The organism is Pseudomonas sp. AB39(2026), assembly GCF_059831485.1.
Genome location: NZ_CP195212.1, coordinates 757610 through 780981 on the forward strand (window position 1 = coordinate 757610; position 23372 = coordinate 780981).

Here is a 23372-nt window from a genome sequence, read left to right on the forward strand (position 1 = left end):
AAGGTATGATGCTGCCTTCATACCTGCCCTTCTCGAGCCCTATGTTCACAACACACCACTGGGTCAGCCCGCCGCCAGCTGCACTTGCCGATCAGGTGCAGCAGTTGGCCATCGACCACCTCACCGTGCTCGGCAGCGCTGCACTGGCGCCCAGCAATCCGCTTTACCCGCTGTACCAATATGGGCTGGGGTTGGAGATACATCACTACCTTCAAGCCCTGGGTACTGCCGCCGCTCACGCGCCCGAACTGCTGCTGGCACTTTCGCCTAAGAACCCTGAGCAGGTCCTGGGCTTCGCGCTGTTCATGCCAGCCACCGGCGCTGTAGACGCCTGCACCCTGCTGTACCTTGTGGTAAGGCCCGACCATCGCCGCCTGGGCATCGGCCGCCAGTTGCTCGAAAGCGTGACCGCGCGCTACCCCCATGCCGAAGCGCCGTGCCTTGTTCAAAGCAGCAGTTGGTTTGAAGCACTGGGGTGGCATGTGGTGGGTGCCAGTGGCCCACACGTGTTGCTCAATACGCGACCTGTGCGCACCGCAGGCACGGTGCACCGGCTGGACGTGGCCCCGCTCTATCGCACGCTGGAAGTGCAACAGATCCACGTTTACCTGCTTCAGCAGAAGGGCCGCAAGGCCATGGTGGACGCCGAGAAGCAGCGCGATTATCGGCTGGACCAGCTGGAGCGACACGCAGCAGCCTATGCTCGCCAGGCCCGGGAGCATCGGCCGCCACGTTAAACCGGGCGGCTTAACGCACCAAGTTACCCTTGGCCAAGTTGATCAGCTCCTTCGCACGCCCGTCCATCACTGCCCGTAGCATGAACAGGCCAAAGCCCTTCACATTGGCCGCAGTGATCTCGGGCGGCATGATCAGCTCCTGCCGCTCGCTGACCACATCGACCAGCACCGGGCCGTCATGGGTAAAGGCTTCGGTCAATGCACCCTCCAGGTCCTGCGGCTTCTCGACCCGGATCCCCTTGATGCCCATGCTACGGGCAAACGCGGCGAAGTCCGGGTTTTTCAGGTCACAGCCTACGTCAACCAGCCCGCTGGCCTTCATTTCCATTTCCACAAAGCCCAGGGTGCCGTTGTTCAGTACGATCACTTTGACAGGCAGGTTGGCTTGGCTGAGGGTCAGAAAATCACCCATCATCATGCTGAAACCGCCGTCGCCAGACAAGGACACCACTTGCCGCCTTGGGTGGCTGGCCTGGGCGCCGATGGCCTGAAGCATGGCGTTGGCCATGGAGCCGTGGTTGAACGACCCGATCAACCGGCGCTTGCCGTTCATTTTCAGGTAGCGCGCGGCCCAGGCCGTGGGCGTGCCCACGTCACAGGTAAAAATGGCATCCTCGGCCGCCAATTCACTTACCAGCCGGTTGAGGTATTGCGGGTGAATGGTAGGGCTGTTGGGGCCGCTCTCTGCCAGGTCGTCCAGGTTCTTGCGGGTGCTTTCGTAATGGGCGATGGCTTTGTTGAGGTGGCTGCTGTCCGTATGTTCCTCCAACCGTGGCAGCAACTGCTCGAGGCTGTGCTTCACGTCACCGAGCACACCGATTGCCAGCGGGCAGCGGTTGCCCAGTGCTTCGGGCTTGAGGTCGATCTGGGCAATACGCGTGTGTTCGGGGAAGAACTGCCGGTAAGGAAAATTTGTGCCCAGCATCAGCAAGGTGTCGCAATCCTTCATGGCATGGAAGCCTGAGGCAAACCCGATCAGCCCAGTCATGCCCACGTCATAAGGGTTGTCGTACTCCAGGTATTCCTTGCCCCGTAGGGCATGGACGATAGGCGCCTTCAACAACTTGGCCAGCGCCACCACTTCGTCATGGGCGCCGGCGCAACCAGCCCCGCACAACAAGGTGATGCGTTCGCCAGTGTTCAGGAACTCCACCAGCTCGCCCAACTGGTCTAATGCCGGCACCACCACCGGCGCTTTAGGCGCCAGCCATTTGGCCACGGGTGCATCCAGCGGCGCGAGCGCTACATCCCCAGGAATAACCACCACAGCAACCCCGCGACGGCTGATAGCCACCCGCATGGCCCGCTCAAGGATCTGCGGCAGTTGCTCAGCCTGGGACACCAATTCCACGTAGTGGCTGCAGTCCTTGAACAGGGACTCTGGATGGGTGGCTTGAAAATAGTCGATACCGATTTCGCTGCTGGGAATGTGCGCCGCAATGGCCAGCACCGGCACCCCACTGCGATGGCAGTCGAACAGCCCGTTGATCAGGTGTAGGTTGCCTGGGCCACAGCTGCCGGCACAGACCGCCAGCTCCCCTGTGAGGTGGGCCTCTCCACCGGCTGCAAACGCACCCGCTTCTTCGTTACGCATGTGCACCCAGTCCAGCCCGCCCAGGCGGCGCATGGCATCGGTGAACCCATTGAGCGAGTCGCCAACGACGCCGTAGACGCGCTTGACCCCCGCCTGCTTGAGTGTGTTGACCATGTAATCGGCAGCGGTCGCCATTGAGGCACTCCTTGAAGAATTGGATTCAAGGTGTGAGTCCCTTCAGATCCGAGTGTTCAAAGAGGATAACTAACAAAAGTGTCACACTGCCCTTTCACGACTGCTCTACGGCAGTAGCTGCATACGCCCGCTGGCGCAGACACCCCTGCTACCGCTAGCCTAAGGCGATCATCGTCGTCCATGGGGCTTGGAATGAAAGACACTACGCACCACGTTCAACCGGCCGATGCCGAGGCGCGCCGAGCTGTCAAACCGGTGATCTGCTACCCGACCCAGGCCCTGCCCCGACCACCGCTTGAGCATTATCAAGCCCTGCGAACCGGGCTCAAGCGAGTAGACACGGTCACCATTGCCCCCCGCAGCGCCAGCACCTGGAACGTACCTGCCGGACATTTCTGCCGCCTGGTGTGTATTGAAGGCCCTCAGGTGGGCGACCTGAACCTGTTCAACGCGCACAACCTGCAAGAGCGGCTGTATACAGGCAAAACCCGTGCATTGAATGGCACCCACGTAAGCACTGGGGACCAGTTGTTCTCCAACTTTCCTTACTTGCGGCCCATGGCGACCCTCACCCACGACACCTTGGGCTGGTATGGCGTCGATGCATTCGGCGGGGCTGTCCATGACGTGATCGGTACGCGCTGTGACCCCTACACCCACAACCTGCTCAGTGGGGGCCACTACCACCACTGCTGCCATTCCAACCTCACCCGGGCACTGGCCGAGGCGACAGGACTGTCCTTTGAGGAAGCTGAAGCCCACGTACACGACGTGTTGAATGTGTTCATGTGCACTGGCTTCACACGGGATACGGGCCATTACTTCATGAAAGCCAGCCCAGTACGGCCAGGCGACTACCTGGAGTTCTTCGCTGAAATCGACCTTCTGGGCTGCATGTCGGCCTGCCCCGGTGGGGACTGCTCGTCCGAGCATTCTTCCGACAACGTAGCCTGCTACCCGATGCAGGTTGAGGTGTACGCCCCTGAACAGCTGCCCGAGGGCTGGCGGGCGCCTCAGGTGAATGGCTATGACCGTACCCATGGTCGTTGAATGACCAACTGCGGGGCCTGGCAGGCATTACGGCCCCGTACCAGGCTGGAGCCACACAGCGTTCGAACAGAATGCCGCCGAGGGTTTCCATATCCTTGTGCCTGAGTGGCAGCGGCCTGTTCTGTCGCCCACACCGGGCCTACCTTGCACGGTCACCTCGGGCTGGTTCGCCCAGGCAACCGCCATTTCGACTGACCCTATAAAGGACTGTCATGACCTACTTCGCTTCCAACGACCGTTACGAACGCATTCCCTATCGCCGTGTAGGCCGCAGTGGCTTGGTGCTGCCAGCGTTGTCCCTGGGGCTGTGGCATAACTTTGGCGACAGCACCCCCATCGACCGCCAGCGTGCGATGCTGCGTACGGCCTTTGACTTGGGTATCAATCACTTCGACCTGGCCAATAATTACGGCCCGCCCTATGGCAGTGCAGAAATCAATTTCGGCCGGCTGCTGCGTGAAGACTTCCACGCCTATCGGGACGAATTGATCATTTCCTCCAAGGCCGGGTGGGACATGTGGCCTGGCCCCTATGGCCAGGGCGGCGGCTCGCGCAAATACGTGCTGGCCAGCCTGGACCAAAGCCTGAAGCGCATGGGCCTGGACTACGTAGATATCTTCTATTCGCATCGTTTCGATGCCGACACACCCTTGGAAGAAACCGCCAGCGCCCTGGCTACTGCCGTTCAACAGGGCAAGGCATTGTACGTAGGTATCAGCTCCTATTCAGGCACCAAAACCCGCGAGATGGCCGCGCTGTTGGCGGAATGGAAAGTGCCGCTGCTGATTCACCAGCCCGCTTACAACCTGCTCAACCGCTGGGTTGAAAAAGACCTGTTGGACACCACGGAGGAACTGGGCGCGGGGGTTATTGCCTTCACTCCCTTGGCTCAGGGTTTGCTCACAGACAAATACCTCAATGGAACCCCGCAAGACGCACGGGTCAACCAGCCTGGCGGGCAATCCCTACAGGCCGGCCACCTATCTGAGGAGAACCTGGCTCATGTGCGGGCGTTGAATGACATCGCGAAGAAACGCGGCCAAAGCCTGGCCCAGTTGGCACTGGCCTGGACCCTGCGCGACCCGCGTGTGACCAGTGCGCTGATTGGCGCGAGTCGACCAGAGCAAATCGTCGAAAACGTAGCCGCACTGGACAACCTGGACTTCACTGCCGAAGAGCTGACCGAAATCGACCGTTTCGCTGTGGAAGGCAAGATCAACCTGTGGGAAAAACCTTCCTCAGCCGTTTGACGCGAGCTTGTAAGGCTGTGCGGTAATGCGCCTCCCTTCACCCTTGCCTTAACGAAACCTCACAGCAATCCTGCCGCCCTTCATGGTGGCAGCCAGCTGCCGAGGCAAGTCGGCCACCAGGAACTCCCTAGGGTGGCCGACCACTTCATTGAATGGAATACCAAAACCTACCAGCGCCAGCGTGCGCTCGTTGGCCCCTTTTTCGGGGATTGCTGACGTGGTGTTACGCGCGGCCGCCATGATCGACCCTCCTTCAACCTGCTTCAAATGCTGTCAAAAAAGGTATCGGCGCCTAGGTGAAAACCTTCAGGCCGATCATCGGGTTATAGTGCTCACCTCAACGGGTTTCAGCAGGCTCGCCTTTATGTTCAACCATCCTGGTACGGTTGCCACCCTGGCGTACAACGGCCTGTGCACCTTCGAATTCGGCATCGCGGTGGAGGTATTCGGCCTGGCTCGGCCTGAGTTCAGCTTTCCCTGGTATCGCCATCGCGTGGTGGCCGCCGACCCCGGCCCGCTCCGCGCCATGGGCGGTATCCACATAATGGCCGAAGCGGGCCTGGAGGGGCTTGAAGAGGCTCATACTGTGGTCATCCCAGGCTGGCGTAACCGTGATGAACCGCCCTCCGATGCGTTAATTGCGGCACTCCAGGCAGCACATGCCCGGGGCACGCGCCTGTTGTCCATCTGTTCAGGGGTGTTTGTGCTGGCAGCCGCAGGCCTGCTTGACGGTCTGCGTGTCACCACCCACTGGCAGTACGCGGATGAACTGGCCAAGCGCTACCCCGCTGTGGAGGTCGACCCAGGCGTGCTGTACGTAGATGCCGGCCAGGTCATCACATCCGCTGGTAGTGCTGCAGGCATCGACGCCTGCCTGCACGTGGTGGCGCGTGACTTTGGTACCGCCGTGGCCAATCGGGTGGCCAGGCGGTTGGTAATGTCGCCACAGCGTGCGGGCGGGCAATTGCAATTCATACCTGCGCCTGTGGCCTGCGATGGCCGCCATGCCCTGTCGCAGGTACTGGACTGGGCACAACAGCAGCTTGATCAACCGCTGACCGTGAAGGCCCTGGCTGGCCGTGCACTGATGAGCGAACGGACGTTTCTACGAAGGTTCACCGAAGCTACCGGCCTGACGCCCAAAGCCTGGCTTCAACAGGTGCGGCTGTCACGTGCACGCGAGCTGCTCGAAAGCACCGCTCTGCCCCTGGAGCGCTTGGCCGAGCGCTGCGGGTTTGGCTCGGTAGAGGCGTTGCGCCTGGCTTTTCGCAAGCATATCGGCCTGGCCCCGTCGGCGTATCGCGAGCGGTTCGGCTGCATTCTGTCAGGGAACACGGTGCGTGAATTACGTGTCGGCTAGGAATGCTGGTAAACCCGAAGGAGATGTACATGACTACCTATAAAACGGCGATAGCCGGCCTGTTTCTCGCCACGTCGATGATGACAGCCCACGCCCTGGCTGCCGACACCAACGGCACAGGCAAACCTGACACCGGCGTGCATAAGGAAATTCGATCAGGTGCTGCGGAAACGCCCACGGACGTAAAGGGACAAGGGGGCGGCATTCTGGACTCGGGCCCGGTAAAAGTGCGGCCTGAGGATCAGAAAGGGGGAAAGGCAGACAAGATGTATGACAACCAGTATGAGACCAACAAGACTAAGAAAAAGGCTGAATAACTACCTTCATTGCCTAAAGTACTTCGCCCGCTTCGCAGGCTCCTACGCATACTGCGGAGCCGGTGCCAGTCGGGGAACAAGCCTAGGGTCAGTCACCCCGGCCTTCGAGCAAGGCTTTCAAGACCCCTTCTAACTCGGCCGCCTGAAAGGGTTTGGCGATCACAGGTATGCCTGGGAAACGCGCCATCACATCGTCCGGGGTAAAGCCAGAGGCGAACGCGAATGGAATACCGCGGGTCGCCAGCGCCTCGGCAACTTCGAAACTGGGCGTGCCATTTAGGTAAACGTCCAGCAGTGCTACATCGAAGGTCCCGCTCTGGGCCAGCCAGACGGCCGTGTCCATGGTCTGCGCCATTTGCACCCCGTGGGTAATACCCACCGCTTCCAGCAAGGCCTCCAGGAATAGGCTGACCAATGTGTCGTCTTCTACCACCAATACCCGAAGGTCCCGAATACGGTCTGCCCAAGGGGCGCCGGCTACGCTCATAGATAAAAACCTGGCTGCTGCGAGAACAAGTGAAACCTAGCCGCAACGCTACGGGGGCAAACGGGTTTTGTCGAGTGTCTGAATGATCGATACGCCTGCCCCGCCCGCCTTTTTCTATTCGTGGAATGCTTTCACAAGCACCCGTTCACCGGCAAAGAAGCTGTCAGCCACCAAGCGTAGCGGCTGCACGTCCATGTCGCGGGTGCCGCTGGCGATCAGTTGCTGGAAGTGCCGGTACATGGCCGGGTACTCGGCTTCTGCGGGCAGTGTTTGCCTGTGCCCGTCGATACTCAGCGCAGCACCGCCCTGGTCGAGGCGTAGCACGCTATCACCTGCCTCCAGCTCGATGCGCCAGAGTTCGTCATGGCCATGGTCGAAGTCCAGGTCCGCCGTGACCGGCAGGCCAGTGGCATTACGCAGGCGCATGGTCGCGGCAATGGGTGACTGGCAATTTTCGGGGACCTGCAACTGGGCGGTTTCCACGAACAAAGGCGTGCTCAACACATCGGTAACAATGGACAACGCATTGATACCCGGGTCGAAGACCCCCAGGCCGCCAGCCCGCCAGATCCAGGTTTGCCCAGGGTGCCATTTGCGCACGCTTTCCTTCCAGGTCACGTGCACCGCCTTCAATGTGCGCCCCGCGAGCCAGGCCTTGGCTGGGGCCACCCCAGGCGCGAACCGCGAGTGCCAGGCAAACAGGCCCGTCACGCCGGCCTCGGTTGCCTGGTCGACCAGTGCCAACGCCTCACCCAGGCTGGCACACGGGGGTTTTTCCACCAGTACATGCTTGCCAGCGGCCAGTGCCTCGCTCACCAGCCCGTAACGCCCCTGGGGCGGAGTACAAAACGCGATGGCATCCAGGGCAGGCCCTGCACTGAGCATCTGGGCCAGCGAGCCGAAGTTGGCGACCCCTGGGCACGGCTGGCCTTGAGTGGCCACCGCACACAGAGAAAAGGCGGGGTTGGCCTGGATGGCGGGCACATGCTGGTCCTGGGCAATCTTGCCGTAGCCTACCAGGCCAAGACGAATCGGCTGCATCGAACACTCCTGTCTTGTTGTTGTGGAGGTGATTGAACAGGCGTGATGGTAGCCGGTCTGCCGCCGGGGTGCATGGGGTTAGTAGCGGGGTTTCACCGCTTTCCATTCGGGCTTGTAGCGTTGCATCTGGCGCACATCGTCGCGCTGGCGAATGCCACAGCCAAGGAACTGCTCGTGCAGCTTGGCCAACTGGTCAGCATCCAGTTCAACGCCAAGCCCTGGCGCCCGGGTGATGGCCACGCAGCCGTCTTCGATAACCACCTTGCCACCCTTGATGACCTCTTCATCCGGCTCCTGCCACGGGTAATGGGTGTCGCAGGCGTAACCCAGGTTGGGGGTGGCCGCCGCCACATGGGTCATGGCCATGAGGCTGATGCCCAAATGGGAGTTGGAGTGCATGGACACACCTAGGCCAAAGGTGTCACACATTTTCGCCAAATGCTGGGTATCGCGCAGGCCACCCCAGTAGTGATGGTCGGCCAGCACGATCTGCACGCTGTTCAGGGGCACGCTTCGGCGGAACTCATCAAAGTCCGTCACCACCATGTTGGTCGCCAGTGGCAGGCCGGTGCGTTTGTGCAAGTCGCTCATACCCTCCAGGCCAGGGGTGGGGTCTTCGTAGTATTGCAGGTCGTCGCCCAGCAGCTCCGCCATGCGAATGGCGGTCTCCAGCGACCAGTTGCCATTGGGGTCAATGCGCAAGGGGTGGTCCGGGAATGCCTCCTTCAGTGCTTTGATACAGGCCACTTCGTGTTCAGGCGGGAGGGTGCCGGCCTTGAGCTTGATGCTTTTGAAGCCATACGCCTCGATCATGCGCGCTGCCTGGGCAACGATCTGGGCTTCGCTCAAGGCTTCGCCCCAGTTGTCTGCCGGGTAGGGAGACGCCACATGCTGGGCATACTTGAAGAACAGGTAGGCGCTGAACGGCACTCGGTCACGCACGGCACCGCCCAGCAGGTCCACTAGTGGCAGGTTAAGGGAGCGGGCCTGCAGGTCCAGAAAGGCCACTTCGAAGGCCGAGTAGGCGTTGCTCACGGCTTTGCTGGCGTGAGAACCCGGTGCCAGCTCAGCGCCAGCCAGGCTGGCCGGCTTGTGCGAAGCGACAGTGGCCTGCACCACGGTGCGCAACGCATTGAGGTTGAAAGGGTCCAGGCCAATCAGCTGGCTTTGCAACGCTTGCTGGATGGCCAAGGCCGGGGCGTCGCCATAGCTCTCCCCCAACCCTATGTAGCCGTTGTCGCTTTCCACCTCAATGATGGAGCGCAAGGCCCAAGGCTCGTGGATGCCGCTGGCATTGAGCAGTGGCGGGTCGCGGAACGCAATGGGGGTTACAGTGACACGGGTGATCTTCACAGTCCGAACTCCTGGTTCAAAAGAATGACGGCCGCCTTTACACGGACACAGGCGCAGCCTTGCCACCAGCCAGCGGTTGCTTGCCAGAACCTGGCTTCCCACGAGCGAACATCACCACCACGGCAGCCACTACCGAGGTGATTGCCAGCCCATACAGGCCACCTTGGATAGATCCGGTGGTTTGCTCCAGAAACCCGAACGCCGTCGGGGCTACAAAGCCACCAAGGTTGCCGATGGAGTTGATCAGGGCAATGACAGCGGCGGCGATCCGGGCATCCAGATAACCTTGGGGCAGTGGCCAGAACAGCGCGGAGGCTGCCTTGAAGCCGATGGCGGCAAAGCAGATTGCGACAAAGGCAAATACCGGCCCCCCGGTGGTGGACATGAACATCCCCAGCGCGGCGATCAGCAGCGTGAGCGCACACCAGGCCTGCTGGTGGCGCCATTTGGCTGCTAACCCAGCGAACCCGTACATGGCCACAATGGAGATCAGCCACGGAATGGCATTGAGCAGGCCCACCTGAAAATCACCCAGGCTGCCCATCTTTTTGATCATGCTGGGCAGCCAGAAGGTGGCGCCATAAATGGTCAGTGCGACCGAAAAGTAGATGAAGCAGAACACGATGATCTGTCGGTCGGCCAAGAGCCGCAGGATCGACGGTCGCCCGTTTTGCTGTGCTTCACGCGCCGCTTGCTCCTGAGCGATGGTGGTAGTCAGCGCGTGCTTCTCTTCGTCGGTAAGCCATTTGGCTTCATGGGGATGCGATTGCAGGTGGAGCCAGACAAACCCGCACAGCACCACCGATGCGGCGCCTTCGATCAGGAACATCCATTGCCAACTGTGCAGCAATGGCAAGCCCAGGCTGAGCAGGCCGCCTGAAACAGGCCCGGAAATGACCGAGGCGATGGCCGAGCCACTGAGAAATACCGCCATGGCCTTTCCGCGCTCGGCCGCCGGTAACCATTGGGTGAAGTAGTAGATGATGCCGGGGAAGAACCCCGCCTCCGCCGCCCCCAGAATAAACCGCAGCACGTAGAAGCTGGTTTCCCCCCGTACAAACGCCATGGCCATGGCCGCGATGCCCCAAGTGAGCATGATCCGGGCGAGCCAGGCCCGTGCCCCATAGCGCTGCAGCAGCAGGTTGGACGGCACTTCGAACAGGGCGTAACCCACGAAGAACAGCCCGGCGCCCAGGCCGTACGCCGCTGCACCGATGCCCAGGTCGGTTTCCATATGGCTTCGCACAAAGCCAATGTTCACCCGGTCGATGTAGTTGACGATGAACATCACCACGAACAGTGGCAATACGTGACGCTTGACCTTGCTCGCCGCCTGGGCAAGCACGTCGGCCGGGACGGCGCGATGGGGCTGGTTCACTGGGCATCTCCCGCTATTGTTTTTGTGGGTAGGCCGCACCGCTGTGGATGCAGCGCTGATGATGGACCGGCGCAGTGTTGCGGTCTAATCTAGTTTGACTCTTGATTGATACCTGGAATGAATCAGTGTTCGAACTCGCCCAACTGCGTTGCTTCACCGCCGTGGCCACTGAACTCAATTTTCGGCGGGCGGCCCAGCGGCTCAACATGACCCAGCCGCCTCTCAGCCGCCAGATCCAACTGCTTGAGCACCAACTGGGCGTCGCGTTGCTAAACCGCAATACGCGCACGGTCGCGCTCACCGCGGCTGGCCGAGCTTTTTTCCTTGAAGCCCAGAGCCTGCTGGAACGGGCAGAGATGGCAGCAGTCTCGGCACGGCGCTTCGCGGCGGGAGATATCGGCTCGGTCACCATTGGTTTTGTAGGCAGTGCAGTCTATGAATTCCTTCCTCGGGTGATCGCCGAGGCCCGCGAGCAGCAGCCCCACGTAAACATTGCGCTGACCGAAATGAACACCGCACAACAGCAGGAAGCCTTGCGCGCGCGGCGTATCGATCTGGGCATCGCCCGCGCCCCTTTGAATGAGCCAGGCTTTGTAAGCGAACGGTTAGTACGCGAGCCCTTCGTACTGGCCGTCAACCGCGCTCATCCTTTGGCTACCCAGCCAGAGGTCACCGTCAACGATCTGCACGGCGAGCCATTTCTCATGTATTCCCATGCCGCGTATGCGCCTTTCAATGAGTTACTGACCGGGATGTTCAGGTCTGCCGGGGTAACGCCAGACTACGTCCAATGGCTAGGCTCTTCGCTCACTATTCTGGCGCTGGTAAACGCGGGATTGGGGCTGGCCTTGGTACCTCACTGCGCCACAAACGTCGTATTCAAGGAGGTGATGTTCCACACCATGAATCTGGGTAGCGGCGTGCAGAGCGAGCTGCACTTGATTGGCCGGGCCGACAATGACAACCCTGCGTGCAGGATGCTGCTGGAGGCCATTCGCGCTGCAGTCTGAATCCGGCTGCCGGCCGGCGGAGTCAAGGTTTGTGTAACAAGGCCGATACCCATGCAGGCCACCCCTGCGCACCTAGGGTTGGTCATCACGCCTTCTATGGCGGCCTGCCCGGATGGAACCCTTTACATGCAAGAAGTCCCCACCCATTACGCCAACTTGCGGGTGGCGCGCAATGCCCCGCCCGAGGTGATACGCGCCGCTTACAAGGCCCTGATGCAAAAGCACCATCCCGACCGCAACCCTGGCGATGCGGAAGCTGAGCGCATCGTACGGCTGTTGAACACGGCCTATGTGGTACTCAACGACCCCAAGCAGCGGGCACAACACGATGCCTGGATCGCTACCCAAAAAGCACAGCGCTTGCAGGCCCAGCTCAAACAGCTGGGGGCGACTTCCCAGGCGGGGCAAGCAGCCGGTGTTCGCAAGCGCAGCCGTGCATGGCTGGTGGTGACCCTGGCAGTGGCGCTGGCCTTTGCCTTAGGCATGGGCCTGGCTGTGCAGATGACCAGCCAAGCGAGGCCTGCCATTTCATCTCACTGGCGCCGCTGAACCCGGGGTTCTGTCTGAGATATGTTTGTGCGAAGGTCAGGCCGGGCCGCGCAGGCAAGGCGAAAGTAGGCGAGGAAGCGGACTGGGCCCGCACTCGGGTTTACTGGTTGTAAATGAGCATTCCGAGCCTAGGCGGCCCCACCTGCTTTCAACGCAGCATCACCGAGCACGGATATATTTCAGACAGAACCTATGGTCGGGAATTAACAGCCAGGTGCTGAGTCTATGAACATTACCCGGTATTCCCAAGCACTTGGGAGCCTCACCTAAGGCTGATTCGACGCATAGCGAGGAATTCACGATGCCATTGCCCCACCAAGACGACATTCACTCGCCTGCTTGGCGAAACATGCTCGAAGGCGTGGACAGGGCTGCCGACTATGTAGAGATTCGCGAAAGCGCTGCCCGCGCCACGGGCTACCTGCGGTGCCTTACGGACTTTGGCCTGGTAAACCTGGGCCAGCACAAAGCCATGGCTGAGCGTATCGATACGGTGTCCAATCGGCGCCTGGCTGCACTGCAGCATGCGGCCCGGGGCTCGGCAGATCCATGGTAAAGCTCAGCAACGTTGAGTACCCCCTTCAGTAAAATGTTGTTTCTTGAGTCAAGAACAGCACGCCATCGCCGATACGCTTTTTACGAAAAGAGGATATCGGCCATGCAACGCAACACTCACCACAGCATTACTTCTCCCTCGCCCCTTATCGTGCTTCGGGCCGAACGTGCGCTGGTCGCTGCCGCCTGTGCTGGCGTCTGCGGCTGGGCGGTATCTCTGGCCTGGCTGTGGTGGGCCTGACCATGCGCCTTTCAGTCGCTCAGTGGTTTTCCCTGGCCTTGTGTGTAGGGCTGTGCATGTTGGTGGATGGCGAGCTTTGGCGAGGGCTGGGCGTTTAATGCGTCTGCGCTACCCTCTCTCTATCCTGGCACCGGTACCTCAGACTGGGCAGGGCTCACGTCGATCAAACGCTCGAAGCTTCACACGCTATGCGTTGCAACTCCCCTGCCTTATCCAACCGGTAACGGTCATAGTCTGCGGCCAGCAGCAAGGTCCCGTTATAGTGAGCCGCAGCCTCCGCCCTCAGCGCTTCAAGGGTCAGGCCAGGCCGGCCAGTCACCTGGTAGCGCGGGCTGAAATGGGTTAATACCAGGTTAGGCAACCCAGCTGAGGCGGCAAAGCGGGCAACCGCCGCTGCACTGCTATGACCATGGTGTTCCTTCCCACGCGCTACCGCTTGGGTATAGGTTGCCTCGTGCACCAGCACCTGGGCCCCTTCGCAGGCATGCCTAAGTAGCGCGGGCTCTGCATTGTCCCCCGCCACTACGATGCACTGAGGCGGCTGCTCAAAGCGCAGGTAGGCTGTGGGTGTCAGTACTCGGCCCTGGTGGTGCACCGCTTCGCCTCGCATCAATGCCCCCCACGCTGGGCCTCGCGCTACCCCATCAGCCGCCAGCCGCGCAAGGTCCAACTGGGGGCGAGCGGCGGCTTCAGTAAAGCGGTAAGCATACGAAGGCACACGGTGAGCCAAGGGCGTGGCGCTCACGCTCAAGCCTGCATTGACCCATGGCGGGCCCGTTACCAGGCTTGGTGTGGCGTGAAAGCGCAAGGGAAACGGCACGTGTGTTTCGGTGAGATCAAACGTACTGAGCAACCAGGCCTTGATACCGGCCGGGCCAATGATGTCCAGAGGCTGGGTACGCCCCTGCAGGCCGGCGCTGGCCAGCAGCCCAGGCAATCCATAACAGTGGTCCCCATGCACGTGGGTGATGAAGATCCCGCTCAACTGGCGCAGGGACAAGGGCGTACGCAGCAGCCGGTGCTGTGTACCTTCGCCACAGTCAACCAAGTACCAGGCCTTGCCTTGGCTTGCCAGTATCGCCAGGCCACTGACGTTGCGCGCCCGGGTGGGGGTGCCAGAGGAGGTGCCAAGAAACATCAGTTCCATCAGAGGTCCTTTCAAAAGCGTTGGGCCATGAAACCACATTCGATGCCCGCGCCGCCCGCTCCGTGAGCGTTGGTGTTCAAACAGGGGCGGCTGACGTGCTTAGACCCCATGGCCCACGGCAAGCATCCAGCCAGTGCCTGGCCTGCACAGGGCGCAATTTTCCTGAACTTTGCTTGCCTTGGCGCTTTCCCAAAACCATGGCGCCCAGCAAAGGGCCACCTTCCCACCTTTCTACAGGAGCTCATATGAGCAGCAAACGCGTACTGATCATCACTTCCAACACCGGCATCGAGCGCGACGAGCTGGTCAAACCCCTGGAAGCTCTCAAGGGCGCTGGCCTAACCGTGACCCACGCGTCGGTCAAGGGCGGCACCACGCAGACCTTCGTACAGGACACTGAGAAAGACCGGACCGTGGAATCCACGGCAAAACTGGCAGACCTCAAGGCTGATGATTTTGACGCCTTGGTGATTCCTGGCGGTACCGTCAACGCTGACACCCTGCGCCAGGACAAAGATGCTCAGGCTTTGGTAAAGGCGTTCGCTGACGCAGGCAAAACCGTTGCCGCAATCTGCCACGGCCCTTGGCTGCTGATCGATTCAGGCGTGATCGAAGGCAAGACTCTAACGTCTTACCCTAGCGTGAAAACTGACCTGCTCAATGCCAAGGCGGCAGGGTGGGAAGACACTGAGGTATTCAAATGTGGTGCCAACGGCTGGACGCTAATCACGTCCCGCACCCCAGATGACCTGCCTGCATTTAATCAGGCCATTATCGAGGCGCTGCAAGCCGCGTAATAAAGCCCCGTATTCATTTGCCCGCGCAAGCGGGCTTTTTTAGGTTCTTCACGGATCACTGAGGACGTTATTGTCCAGACCCCGTGAAGAACTTTGTTTTTCCTGTTTGACGCTCCCTCGAGGGCATGCTTTGCTTACACCTTTCGTTCGGGTGCCCTTCACAGGGTGAAACGGGAAACCGGTGCGCCGCCAGGCCAGTCCGGTGCTGCCCCCGCAACGGTAAGCGAGCGCGCTTCATATCCACTGTGCCAGGCATGGGAAGGGGAAGCGGACCGTCAACACTACGGTGTTGCCCCTCGCAAGCCCGGAGACCGGCCCGACGGACATCATTGACACACCTGCGGTGGGCGGGCTGTCCGGCCCCGCCTTTGGCAGGGTTTCGGCGCCTGCCTGTCCTTTACCTGAGGGAAGCGCCATGTCCGCCCACGCTACAAGCCATCTCGTTGCTCAACCTGCTGCTACCCTCACCCAGCGTATTGCTGCGGCGTGCCTGGCCACCGTGTTAGGCGCTGGCTTGGTCTATTTTGCCGGGTTCTCCCACCTGCCTGCCGTGCACAATGCTGCACATGATACGCGCCATAGCGCTGCATTCCCTTGCCACTAAGGTGCTTGCCATGATTACACGTATTCTGCGCACCGCCGGCTTTGCGGGGTTGTTCGCGGCGCTGTTGCTGACGGTGATGCAAAGCCTGTGGCTTACGCCGCTGATTCATACGGCCGAAACCTATGAGCACGCAGCCCCTGCCGGCCATGAGCATGGAGGTGCCAACACCGCCGAGCACGTCCATGAAGAAGCCGCCTGGGAGCCTGAAGACGGCTGGCAGCGCGTGCTGTCCACCACCGGCGGCAACCTGGTGGTTGCCGTGGGCTTCGGGCTGATGCTGGCCGGGCTGTATACGCTGCGTGCGCCGGGCCGCACGGCTGAAGGGCTGCTCTGGGGCCTTGCCGGCTATGCTGTGTTTACCTTGGCGCCCACGTTGGGCCTTCCGCCGGAACTGCCAGGCACCGCTGCAGCCGACCTCGCTTCACGCCAGGTCTGGTGGGTCGGTACAGCGGCTTCCACTGCCGTGGCGCTGGCGCTGATGGTGTTTGCCCGGGGATGGCCCTTGAAGCTGGCTGGGGCTGTGCTGCTCGTGATCCCTCACCTGGTCGGCGCCCCTCAACCGGCCATCCATGAAAGCCTCGCGCCCGAGGCGCTGGAAGCCCAATTCCGCTGGGCAGCGCAGTTGACCAACGTGGCGTTCTGGTTGGCGCTCGGGAGTGCAACGGCCTGGCTGTTCCGCCGTTCGGCGCGGGCCTGATCACTGGTTATGGGGCATCCCTGGCTGGTCGCAGGGCTTGGCTGCCGCAGGGGCTGCCCTGTAGAGGTGTTGCAAGCGCTACTGGAACAGGCCCTTGCCCAAGTGGGCGCTACGCTATGTGACGTGCAGGGCATTGCCTCGCTGGACAGAAAATGCGGCGAACCTGGGCTGGTAGCCCTTGCAGTGAGTCAGGGCTTGCCGTTATCAGGCTACTCGGCCAGTGCCCTGGCGCCCTACGAGCCGCTGCTGAGCCACCGCTCATGGGTGAGCCTGCAACATACCGGTTGCCTTGGCCTGGCGGAAAGTGCCGCATTGGCCCATTGCGAGGCGCTCAGCCAGCGAACACCCAAGTTGTACCTGGCCAGGCTCTGTGCCAGCCATGCAACGGTCGCCCTGGCCATCGCAACATGAAATTTACTCAACCTTCATAGGCAGCCAACCTGCAATGACCGTCTATTTTATCGGCGCCGGCCCCGGCGATCCCGACCTGATCACTGTTAAAGGCTTGCGTCTGCTGCGTCAGTGCCCTGTGATCATTTATGCAGGCTCTCTAGTGCCCGAAGTATTACTGGAGGGCCATCGTGCAGAGCGTGTAATCAACAGTGCGGCGCTGGACCTGGAGGCCATCGTCCAGGAAATCGCCCAGGCCCACTCCCGTGGGCAGGATGTCGCACGCGTGCATTCTGGTGACCCTGGCCTCTACGGCGCCGTGGGTGAGCAGATCCGGCACCTGAGGGCCTTGGGCATACCGTTTGAAATTGTCCCGGGTGTGACAGCTGTCGCCGCATGTGCCGCGTTGTTGGAGGCAGAGCTCACTCTGCCAGGGGTGTCCCAGACTGTCATCCTCACGCGCTATGGTACGCGCTCCCCGATGCCCGCAGGCGAGGCCTTGGCGGATCTGGCGCGTCACCAAGCGACCATGGCCATTCATTTGGGGGTCAGCCACTTGCCGGCTATTGTGAACACCCTGATGCCCAGTTATGGAGTCGATTGTCCTGTTGCAGTGGTGCACAAAGCCACGTGGCCTGAGCAAGACTGGGTTACAGGCACCCTCGGCACGATCCAAGCCCAGGCCGCAGGTAAGGGCTTTCAGCGCTCGGCGTTGATCATCGTGGGCTGGGTACTGGGCAATGAGGTGTTTGAAGAGTCCGCTTTGTACCGCGCTGGGCGCGCGCACTTGTATCGGGCCGAATAAGAGAGATAGAAATGGGCTACGCCGTCTGCGTAGCCCGAGGTTATCAATAGTAAGCATTCTCGCGCTGGGAATGGTCGGTCACGTCGCGGACGCCCTTGAGCTGAGGAATCCGCTCCAGCAACGTGCGCTCTATGCCTTCCTTCAGGGTAACGTCAGCCTGGCCACAGCCCTGACAACCGCCCCCGAACTGAAGCACGGCCACACCGTCCTCAACCACTTCGATCAGGCTGACCTGGCCCCCGTGGCTGGCCAAGCCTGGGTTGATCTCGGTTTGCAGGTAGTAATTAATGCGCTCGTCGATGGGGCTGTCTTCGTTGACCATCGGCACCTTAGCGTTGGGTGCCTTGATGGTGAGCTGTCCGCCCATGCGGTCCGTGGCGTAATCCACCAATGCATCCGCCAGGAAAGGCTCGCTGATGGCATCGATCCAGGCGGTGAAGCTGGCCAGCCCGATCGGCGTGTCGTCAGGCTTTTCTTCCCCTGGCTTGCAGTAGGCAATACAGGTTTCGGCGTATTGAGTACCCGGCTGGGTGATAAACACACGGATGCCGATACCTGGTGTGTTCTGCTTGTTCAGCAGGTCGCCCAGGTAGTCCTGGGCGGCGTCGGTAATGGTGATGGTGCTCATGTAGGTTCCTCACAGGCTGGCAGGCAGTTTACGGCAAACCTGCCGTTGGAGAAAGTCCTAGTAATTTTGTCGGGTTAAAGGCACAGCCTGCCTGGTAGGCGCACCTACGATCCAAGCCTTCATACGCCCATACAAGCGTTTTTCCAGCCATTGATAACTCAGCCAGGACACCGCCAGGATGGTTGGCACGCAGAACAGCCCGAACACCATATAAGGGTTTGCGCCCAGCCGCTCGGTCATGAACCAGCCTGCGTACAGTACCAGGAGGTGAACCAGATAAACGGAGTAAGAGCAGTCACCCAGGGATTTGAGCACACGGTTATGGGAGAACCGAGGTTCCAAGGCCAGGCAGCCCAGGACAATACCTGCACTCGGCAAGCCCCAGTTCAACAGGCGGTTCGTAGGCTCCAGTTGGTAGATGATTGCCATGCTGGCCAGGATCAATGTCACTGGAAAGATCAGGCCGCTACGCACCCAGCCCCGGCGCCACGCGACGCCGATGGCAATCCCCAGCAGGAACTCATACATGATGTTGTTGGCATAGAACCTTCCTGTGAGGCCTACGCGGCTCAGCACTTCGCTACCTGCCAGCAGTACCACACCTACCATGGGCAAACGCCAGGCCTTGGGTGCAAAGAACGCCAGCGAGAACACCGCGTAAAAGAACATCTCGTAATTAAGTGTCCAGCCTACGTTCAAGGTGGGGTAAAGCCCGTACCCGCCTGGGTTTTCCGAGGGAATGAACAACAGCGAGAAGATAAAGGTAGGCCAGTCCACCACGGCATGTGGCATCTCATGCCCTACGGTGTACAGGAGCAAGCCCATGGCTGCGGTGTAAAACCAATAGGCCGGAATAATGCGAATGGCGCGGTTGAGTAGAAATTCGCGGGGCTGAATGGGTTTGTCATAGGTGGACAAGTAGATAACGAGCCCGCTGATCACAAAAAAGATGTCTACGCCTACCGACCCTTTGGACGAGAAAAAATGGCCTATGGGGCCTTTGGACTCAAAATTGAAAAACACCTGCATGAAGTGATGGCAGACCACCATCCACGCAGCGATGGCGCGCAGCGCCTGAACAGAAATCAACATCCACATACCCTTTGTAACAAGAACACTTTCCACGCCCAGAAGGCGCGATCTCATGCATGGGACTGGCGCGCTTGCAGAAAGGTCGGAAGTTTCATATTTCCTTCAGGCAGGAACCTTATATCCATCCTAACAACATGAATCAGTTTCATGATAACGCGCTCCTTGATGCAATGTGGCTCAGGTTTGCTATCATCTCGCTTTTACCGTCCGTACCAGAGCCTTCTTCCCATGACTGACCGCGCCGCTCGCCTGACTGCCCTGCATGACGCCCTCGCCTCACGCATCTTGATCCTCGACGGCGGCATGGGCACCATGATCCAGAGCTACAGGCTCGAAGAAGGTGATTACCGTGGCGAACGGTTTGCTGACTGGCCTACTGACGTTAAAGGCAACAACGACCTGTTGCTGCTCACACGCCCCGATGTGATTGCCGAAATCGAAGCGGCCTACCTGGACGCTGGCGCGGACATCCTTGAAACCAACACGTTTAACGCCACGCAGGTGTCCCAGGCCGATTACGGCATGGAAGCCCTGGCCTATGAGCTGAATGTGGAAGGTGCGCGGGTGGCAAGTCGAGTAGCAGACGCCAAAACGTTGCAAACGCCAGATCGGCCGCGTTTTGTAGCCGGGGTACTCGGCCCCACAAGCCGCACCTGTTCACTGTCTCCGGACGTGAACAATCCCGGCTACCGCAATGTGACCTTCGACGAGCTGGTGACCAACTACACCGAGGCGACCCGCGGCCTGATCGAGGGCGGTGCGGACCTTATCCTGATCGAAACCGTGTTCGACACCCTGAACGCCAAGGCGGCGATCTTTGCGGTACTGGGCGTGTTCGATGCCCTTGGCTTTGAACTGCCCATCATGATTTCCGGCACCATTACTGACGCCTCCGGCCGCACGCTGTCCGGGCAGACCACCGAGGCGTTCTGGAACTCGGTGCGCCATGCCAACCCCATTTCCATCGGCCTCAACTGTGCCTTGGGCGCCAAAGAGCTGCGCCCTTACGTGGAAGAATTGTCCACTAAAGCGCAAACCTACGTGTCGGCCCACCCTAATGCGGGCTTGCCTAATGCGTTCGGCGAGTACGACGAATCCCCCGAGCAAATGGCCGAGACCGTGGAAGAGTTCGCGCGCAGCGGCTTCCTGAATATTGTAGGGGGCTGCTGCGGCACTACCCCGGCTCACATCGCCGCTATCGCCCAGGCTGTTGCCCGCCATGCACCTCGCACCATTCCTGACATACCGCGGGCATGCCGGCTGTCCGGGTTGGAGCCGTTCACTATCGACCGCCAGTCCCTGTTCGTGAACGTGGGTGAGCGGACCAACATCACCGGCTCTGCCCGCTTCGCTCGATTGATTCGGGAAGAGAACTACACCGAAGCCCTGGAAGTGGCCTTGCAGCAAGTGGAAGCCGGTGCGCAGGTGATCGACATCAACATGGACGAAGGGATGCTTGACTCCCAGAAAGCCATGGTGACGTTCCTGAACCTGATTGCAGGCGAGCCGGACATCTCTCGCGTGCCGATCATGATCGACTCCTCCAAATGGGAGGTGATCGAAGCAGGCCTCAAGTGCATTCAGGGTAAGGGGATCGTCAACTCCGTCAGTATGAAAGAAGGCGTCGACGCCTTTATTCATCATGCGCGCCTATGCAAGCGGTATGGGGCAGCCGTGGTGGTGATGGCTTTCGATGAGCAAGGCCAGGCCGATACCGAAAAGCGCAAAATCGACATCTGCGCCCGCTCCTACGACATTCTTGTCAACCAGGTGGGCTTCCCACCCGAGGACATCATCTTCGACCCCAACATCTTTGCCGTGGCCACGGGTATCGAAGAACACAACAACTACGCCGTGGATTTCATCAACGCCTGTGGCTGGATACGGGACAACCTACCCTACGCCTTGACCTCTGGCGGTGTGTCCAACGTGTCGTTCTCGTTCCGGGGCAACAACCCCGTACGCGAGGCCATTCACTCGGTGTTCCTGCTCCACGCCATTCGCAATGGCTTGACCATGGGCATCGTTAACGCCGGGCAGCTGGAGATCTATGACCAGATCCCAGCGGCACTGCGCGACCGCGTGGAGGACGTGGTACTGAACCGTAACGGCGAGGCCACCGAGGCCCTGCTGGCCATTGCCGACCAGTACCGTGGCGACGGCAGCGTGAAAGAGGCCGAGACCGAAGAGTGGCGCGGCTGGGATGTGAACAGGCGCCTTGAGCATGCCTTGGTCAAAGGCATAACCACGCACATTGTGGAAGACACCGAGCAGTCCCGCCAAGGCTTCAGCCGGCCTATTGAAGTGATCGAAGGCCCCTTGATGAGCGGGATGAACATCGTGGGCGACCTGTTCGGCGCCGGCAAGATGTTCCTGCCCCAGGTGGTGAAGTCTGCCAGGGTGATGAAGCAGGCCGTGGCCCACCTTATTCCCTTTATCGAGGCCGAGAAAGGCGATAAGCCCGAAGCCAAGGGGAAAATCCTGATGGCCACGGTGAAGGGCGATGTACACGATATCGGCAAGAACATCGTCGGCGTGGTATTGGGCTGCAACGGCTATGACATCGTGGACCTGGGCGTGATGGTCCCGGCCGAGAAAATCCTGCAGGTGGCCCGAGAGGAAAAGTGCGACATCATCGGGCTGTCTGGCCTGATCACGCCATCCCTGGATGAAATGGTACATGTGGCCCGCGAGATGCAGCGCCAGGGCTTCCACCTGCCCCTGATGATCGGCGGTGCCACCACGTCCAAGGCCCACACGGCGGTGAAAATCGAGCCACGCTACAGCAATGACGCGGTCATTTATGTGACTGATGCGTCCCGCGCCGTGGGTGTGGCGACCCAGTTGCTGTCCAAGGAACTCAAGCCAGGATTTGTGGAGCGCACCCGCCAGGACTATGTCGAGGTACGCGAGCGCACCGCCGCCCGTGGCAGCCGCACCGAGCGGTTGAGCTATGCCCAGGCGGTAGCAGCCAAACCCCAGTGGGACTACCAGCCCGTGACACCGACCTTTACCGGGGCCCGTGTACTGGAAGATATCGACCTGAACGTGCTGGCCCAGTTTATCGACTGGACCCCGTTCTTCATTTCCTGGGACCTGGCAGGCAAATACCCCCGCATTCTCACGGACGAAGTGGTGGGTGAAGCAGCGACCGCCCTGTTCGAAGACGCTCAGGCAATGCTGCGCAAGCTGATTGACGAAAAACTGATCAAGGCCCGTGCCGTATTCGGTTTCTGGCCCGCGAACCAAGTCAACGATGATGACATCGAACTCTATAGTGCAGACGGCCGCACTCTAGCCCTGCTGCACCACCTTCGCCAGCAGACCATCAAGCCCGATGGCAAACCGAACTTCAGCCTGGCCGATTTCGTGGCCCCTAAGGCCAGCGGCATCACGGATTACATCGGCGGCTTTATCACCACCGCAGGCATTGGTGCCGAGGAGGTGGCCAAGGCCTATCAGGATGCTGGTGACGATTACAATTCGATCATGGTCAAGGCACTGGCTGACAGGCTGGCCGAAGCCTGCGCCGAATGGCTGCACCAGCAGGTGCGTAAAGAGCACTGGGGCTACGCCAGTGACGAAACGCTAGACAACGATGCCATGATTCGCGAGCAATACCGAGGCATCCGCCCTGCCCCCGGCTACCCCGCGTGCCCGGACCACACGGAAAAAGGCACCTTGTTCCAGCTGTTGGATGCCGATGGCCAGAGCGGCGTAACCCTGACGGAGCATTACGCCATGTTCCCCACAGCGGCCGTGAGCGGCTGGTACTTTGCCCATCCGCAGGCCCAGTACTTTGCAGTGGGCAAGATCGATCGCGACCAGGTGGTCAGCTACTCCGCGCGCAAGGGGCAATCCCAGGACGTGAGTGAGCGCTGGTTATCACCTAATCTGGGGTATGAGGCCTGATAAGCCTCAAGTTCGCCCGCTCCGCAGGCTCCTGCACCTCTTCTACCTGCCGTGAGGTGTGCGGGAGCCTGCGCGGTGCGTAAGCAGCGGCAGAATGGGGCTTAATGTGCCGTCGCCCAGAACACAGCGGCGGCCACGACAATCACTGCCATAAAGGCAGTGGCCCAGGCATCGATGTGCCGGTTGATCTTTTTCGGCTTCACGGAAAGATGGCGCATGGTGCTACCTCTTATTGTTATGAAG

At 60.4% G+C, this 23372-nt stretch carries 24 protein-coding genes and 1 riboswitch; of the genes, 15 read left to right on the forward strand and 9 right to left on the reverse strand.

Translation table 11 applies throughout. From position 1 onward, the window contains the following. Positions 1-41: 41 nt before the first annotated feature. Positions 42-737, forward strand: a complete 696-nt coding sequence (locus tag ACSAMW_RS03320; protein ID WP_500592655.1) for a GNAT family N-acetyltransferase — start codon at positions 42-44, stop codon at positions 735-737. Positions 738-747: 10 nt separating this feature from the next. Here ACSAMW_RS03320 and poxB read toward each other — a convergent pair whose 3' ends face one another. Next, on the reverse strand, positions 748-2466 hold the full coding sequence (poxB, locus tag ACSAMW_RS03325; protein WP_500592656.1) for a ubiquinone-dependent pyruvate dehydrogenase: 1719 nt from the start codon (positions 2464-2466) through the stop codon (positions 748-750). Positions 2467-2658: 192 nt separating this feature from the next. Between poxB and ACSAMW_RS03330 the strand changes: the two genes are divergently transcribed. Both ACSAMW_RS03330 and mgrA read left to right on the forward strand, forming a co-directional pair. Continuing rightward, positions 2659-3516 (forward strand): urea carboxylase-associated family protein, encoded by an 858-nt coding sequence (locus ACSAMW_RS03330; protein ID WP_500592657.1) that lies wholly within the window; start codon positions 2659-2661, stop codon positions 3514-3516. Positions 3517-3728: 212 nt separating this feature from the next. After that, positions 3729-4766 (forward strand): L-glyceraldehyde 3-phosphate reductase, encoded by a 1038-nt coding sequence (mgrA, locus tag ACSAMW_RS03335; protein WP_500592658.1) that lies wholly within the window; start codon positions 3729-3731, stop codon positions 4764-4766. 48 nt (positions 4767-4814) lie between these two features. Here the strand turns inward: mgrA and ACSAMW_RS03340 are convergent, their stop codons facing one another. Beyond that, positions 4815-5006: a hypothetical protein gene (locus tag ACSAMW_RS03340; protein WP_168081211.1), complete on the reverse strand. Its 192-nt coding sequence runs from the start codon at positions 5004-5006 to the stop codon at positions 4815-4817. A 124-nt stretch (positions 5007-5130) separates the two neighbouring features. Between ACSAMW_RS03340 and ftrA the strand changes: the two genes are divergently transcribed. Next, the gene (gene ftrA, locus ACSAMW_RS03345) at positions 5131-6126 is read left to right on the forward strand and encodes a transcriptional regulator FtrA (protein ID WP_500592659.1); all 996 of its coding nucleotides are present in this window, start codon (positions 5131-5133) and stop codon (positions 6124-6126) included. Positions 6127-6155: 29 nt separating this feature from the next. After that, the gene (locus ACSAMW_RS03350) at positions 6156-6443 is read left to right on the forward strand and encodes a hypothetical protein (protein ID WP_500592660.1); all 288 of its coding nucleotides are present in this window, start codon (positions 6156-6158) and stop codon (positions 6441-6443) included. 88 nt (positions 6444-6531) lie between these two features. Here ACSAMW_RS03350 and ACSAMW_RS03355 read toward each other — a convergent pair whose 3' ends face one another. The 4 genes from ACSAMW_RS03355 to ACSAMW_RS03370 all read right to left on the reverse strand — a co-directional run bounded on the left by ACSAMW_RS03355 (position 6532) and on the right by ACSAMW_RS03370 (position 10702). Then, positions 6532-6930 (reverse strand): response regulator, encoded by a 399-nt coding sequence (locus ACSAMW_RS03355; protein WP_500592661.1) that lies wholly within the window; start codon positions 6928-6930, stop codon positions 6532-6534. A 114-nt stretch (positions 6931-7044) separates the two neighbouring features. Continuing rightward, positions 7045-7971 carry a Gfo/Idh/MocA family protein gene (locus tag ACSAMW_RS03360; protein ID WP_500592662.1) on the reverse strand — a complete coding sequence of 309 codons (927 nt, stop codon included), beginning with the start codon at positions 7969-7971 and terminating at the stop codon, positions 7045-7047. Between the two features lie 78 nt (positions 7972-8049). Continuing rightward, on the reverse strand, positions 8050-9324 hold the full coding sequence (locus ACSAMW_RS03365) for a glucarate dehydratase family protein (protein ID WP_500592663.1): 1275 nt from the start codon (positions 9322-9324) through the stop codon (positions 8050-8052). A 37-nt stretch (positions 9325-9361) separates the two neighbouring features. Then, positions 9362-10702, reverse strand: a complete 1341-nt coding sequence (locus tag ACSAMW_RS03370; RefSeq protein WP_500592664.1) for an MFS transporter — start codon at positions 10700-10702, stop codon at positions 9362-9364. Between the two features lie 125 nt (positions 10703-10827). Here ACSAMW_RS03370 and ACSAMW_RS03375 point away from each other — a divergent pair, with 125 nt between their 5' ends. The 4 genes from ACSAMW_RS03375 (at position 10828) to ACSAMW_RS03390 (ending at position 13057) form a co-directional block, all read left to right on the forward strand. Further along, on the forward strand, positions 10828-11712 hold the full coding sequence (locus tag ACSAMW_RS03375; RefSeq protein WP_500592665.1) for a LysR family transcriptional regulator: 885 nt from the start codon (positions 10828-10830) through the stop codon (positions 11710-11712). Between the two features lie 126 nt (positions 11713-11838). Beyond that, on the forward strand, positions 11839-12261 hold the full coding sequence (locus ACSAMW_RS03380; protein ID WP_500592666.1) for a J domain-containing protein: 423 nt from the start codon (positions 11839-11841) through the stop codon (positions 12259-12261). 301 nt (positions 12262-12562) lie between these two features. Further along, positions 12563-12817, forward strand: coding sequence for a hypothetical protein (locus tag ACSAMW_RS03385; protein WP_500592667.1), 255 nt, complete (start codon positions 12563-12565; stop codon positions 12815-12817). Between the two features lie 102 nt (positions 12818-12919). Next, positions 12920-13057: a hypothetical protein gene (locus ACSAMW_RS03390; protein WP_500592668.1), complete on the forward strand. Its 138-nt coding sequence runs from the start codon at positions 12920-12922 to the stop codon at positions 13055-13057. 163 nt (positions 13058-13220) lie between these two features. Here the strand turns inward: ACSAMW_RS03390 and ACSAMW_RS03395 are convergent, their stop codons facing one another. Continuing rightward, complete coding sequence (locus ACSAMW_RS03395; protein WP_500592669.1) at positions 13221-14204, reverse strand: MBL fold metallo-hydrolase; 984 nt, start codon at positions 14202-14204, stop codon at positions 13221-13223. A gap of 245 nt (positions 14205-14449) precedes the next feature. Between ACSAMW_RS03395 and ACSAMW_RS03400 the strand changes: the two genes are divergently transcribed. The 5 genes from ACSAMW_RS03400 to cobM all read left to right on the forward strand — a co-directional run bounded on the left by ACSAMW_RS03400 (position 14450) and on the right by cobM (position 17497). After that, positions 14450-15001, forward strand: coding sequence for a type 1 glutamine amidotransferase domain-containing protein (locus ACSAMW_RS03400; RefSeq protein WP_500592670.1), 552 nt, complete (start codon positions 14450-14452; stop codon positions 14999-15001). 132 nt (positions 15002-15133) lie between these two features. Beyond that, a riboswitch (cobalamin riboswitch) is annotated at positions 15134-15335 on the forward strand. A gap of 81 nt (positions 15336-15416) precedes the next feature. After that, positions 15417-15605 carry a CbtB domain-containing protein gene (locus ACSAMW_RS03405; protein WP_500592671.1) on the forward strand — a complete coding sequence of 63 codons (189 nt, stop codon included), beginning with the start codon at positions 15417-15419 and terminating at the stop codon, positions 15603-15605. Between the two features lie 10 nt (positions 15606-15615). Further along, positions 15616-16302, forward strand: coding sequence for a CbtA family protein (locus ACSAMW_RS03410; RefSeq protein WP_500592672.1), 687 nt, complete (start codon positions 15616-15618; stop codon positions 16300-16302). Between the two features lie 9 nt (positions 16303-16311). Then, positions 16312-16713, forward strand: coding sequence for a cobalamin biosynthesis protein (locus ACSAMW_RS03415; protein WP_500592673.1), 402 nt, complete (start codon positions 16312-16314; stop codon positions 16711-16713). 34 nt (positions 16714-16747) lie between these two features. Beyond that, positions 16748-17497 carry a precorrin-4 C(11)-methyltransferase gene (gene cobM / locus ACSAMW_RS03420; RefSeq protein ID WP_500592674.1) on the forward strand — a complete coding sequence of 250 codons (750 nt, stop codon included), beginning with the start codon at positions 16748-16750 and terminating at the stop codon, positions 17495-17497. A 43-nt stretch (positions 17498-17540) separates the two neighbouring features. Here the strand turns inward: cobM and nfuA are convergent, their stop codons facing one another. Beyond that, positions 17541-18125, reverse strand: a complete 585-nt coding sequence (gene nfuA, locus ACSAMW_RS03425) for a Fe-S biogenesis protein NfuA (protein WP_168084629.1) — start codon at positions 18123-18125, stop codon at positions 17541-17543. A gap of 57 nt (positions 18126-18182) precedes the next feature. Next, a complete protein-coding gene (locus ACSAMW_RS03430; protein WP_500592675.1) occupies positions 18183-19217 on the reverse strand; it encodes an acyltransferase family protein in 1035 nt (344 codons plus the stop codon). A gap of 228 nt (positions 19218-19445) precedes the next feature. On the opposite strand from ACSAMW_RS03430, the gene metH reads away from it, so the two are divergent. Then, positions 19446-23129 (forward strand): methionine synthase, encoded by a 3684-nt coding sequence (gene metH, locus ACSAMW_RS03435; RefSeq protein WP_500592676.1) that lies wholly within the window; start codon positions 19446-19448, stop codon positions 23127-23129. The last annotated feature ends 243 nt before the right edge of the window (positions 23130-23372 follow it).

Bases quoted from the DNA above. Each gene is read 5' to 3' on its own strand.
- ACSAMW_RS03430 (WP_500592675.1), bottom strand. From the start codon at position 19,217: ATGTTGATTTCTGTTCAGGCGCTGCGCGCCATCGCTGCGTGGATGGTG.
- ACSAMW_RS03355 (WP_500592661.1), bottom strand. From the start codon at position 6,930: ATGAGCGTAGCCGGCGCCCCTTGGGCAGACCGTATTCGGGACCTTCGG.
- mgrA (WP_500592658.1), top strand. From the start codon at position 3,729: ATGACCTACTTCGCTTCCAACGACCGTTACGAACGCATTCCCTATCGC.
- ACSAMW_RS03350 (WP_500592660.1), top strand. From the start codon at position 6,156: ATGACTACCTATAAAACGGCGATAGCCGGCCTGTTTCTCGCCACGTCG.
- ACSAMW_RS03415 (WP_500592673.1), top strand. From the start codon at position 16,312: ATGGGGCATCCCTGGCTGGTCGCAGGGCTTGGCTGCCGCAGGGGCTGC.
- ACSAMW_RS03380 (WP_500592666.1), top strand. From the start codon at position 11,839: ATGCAAGAAGTCCCCACCCATTACGCCAACTTGCGGGTGGCGCGCAAT.
- nfuA (WP_168084629.1), bottom strand. From the start codon at position 18,125: ATGAGCACCATCACCATTACCGACGCCGCCCAGGACTACCTGGGCGAC.
- ACSAMW_RS03340 (WP_168081211.1), bottom strand. From the start codon at position 5,006: ATGGCGGCCGCGCGTAACACCACGTCAGCAATCCCCGAAAAAGGGGCC.
- ACSAMW_RS03385 (WP_500592667.1), top strand. From the start codon at position 12,563: ATGCCATTGCCCCACCAAGACGACATTCACTCGCCTGCTTGGCGAAAC.
- ACSAMW_RS03395 (WP_500592669.1), bottom strand. From the start codon at position 14,204: ATGGAACTGATGTTTCTTGGCACCTCCTCTGGCACCCCCACCCGGGCG.
- ACSAMW_RS03360 (WP_500592662.1), bottom strand. From the start codon at position 7,971: ATGCAGCCGATTCGTCTTGGCCTGGTAGGCTACGGCAAGATTGCCCAG.
- ACSAMW_RS03320 (WP_500592655.1), top strand. From the start codon at position 42: ATGTTCACAACACACCACTGGGTCAGCCCGCCGCCAGCTGCACTTGCC.
- cobM (WP_500592674.1), top strand. From the start codon at position 16,748: ATGACCGTCTATTTTATCGGCGCCGGCCCCGGCGATCCCGACCTGATC.
- ACSAMW_RS03400 (WP_500592670.1), top strand. From the start codon at position 14,450: ATGAGCAGCAAACGCGTACTGATCATCACTTCCAACACCGGCATCGAG.
- ACSAMW_RS03330 (WP_500592657.1), top strand. From the start codon at position 2,659: ATGAAAGACACTACGCACCACGTTCAACCGGCCGATGCCGAGGCGCGC.
- metH (WP_500592676.1), top strand. From the start codon at position 19,446: ATGACTGACCGCGCCGCTCGCCTGACTGCCCTGCATGACGCCCTCGCC.
- ACSAMW_RS03410 (WP_500592672.1), top strand. From the start codon at position 15,616: ATGATTACACGTATTCTGCGCACCGCCGGCTTTGCGGGGTTGTTCGCG.
- poxB (WP_500592656.1), bottom strand. From the start codon at position 2,466: ATGGCGACCGCTGCCGATTACATGGTCAACACACTCAAGCAGGCGGGG.
- ftrA (WP_500592659.1), top strand. From the start codon at position 5,131: ATGTTCAACCATCCTGGTACGGTTGCCACCCTGGCGTACAACGGCCTG.
- ACSAMW_RS03405 (WP_500592671.1), top strand. From the start codon at position 15,417: ATGTCCGCCCACGCTACAAGCCATCTCGTTGCTCAACCTGCTGCTACC.
- ACSAMW_RS03390 (WP_500592668.1), top strand. From the start codon at position 12,920: ATGCAACGCAACACTCACCACAGCATTACTTCTCCCTCGCCCCTTATC.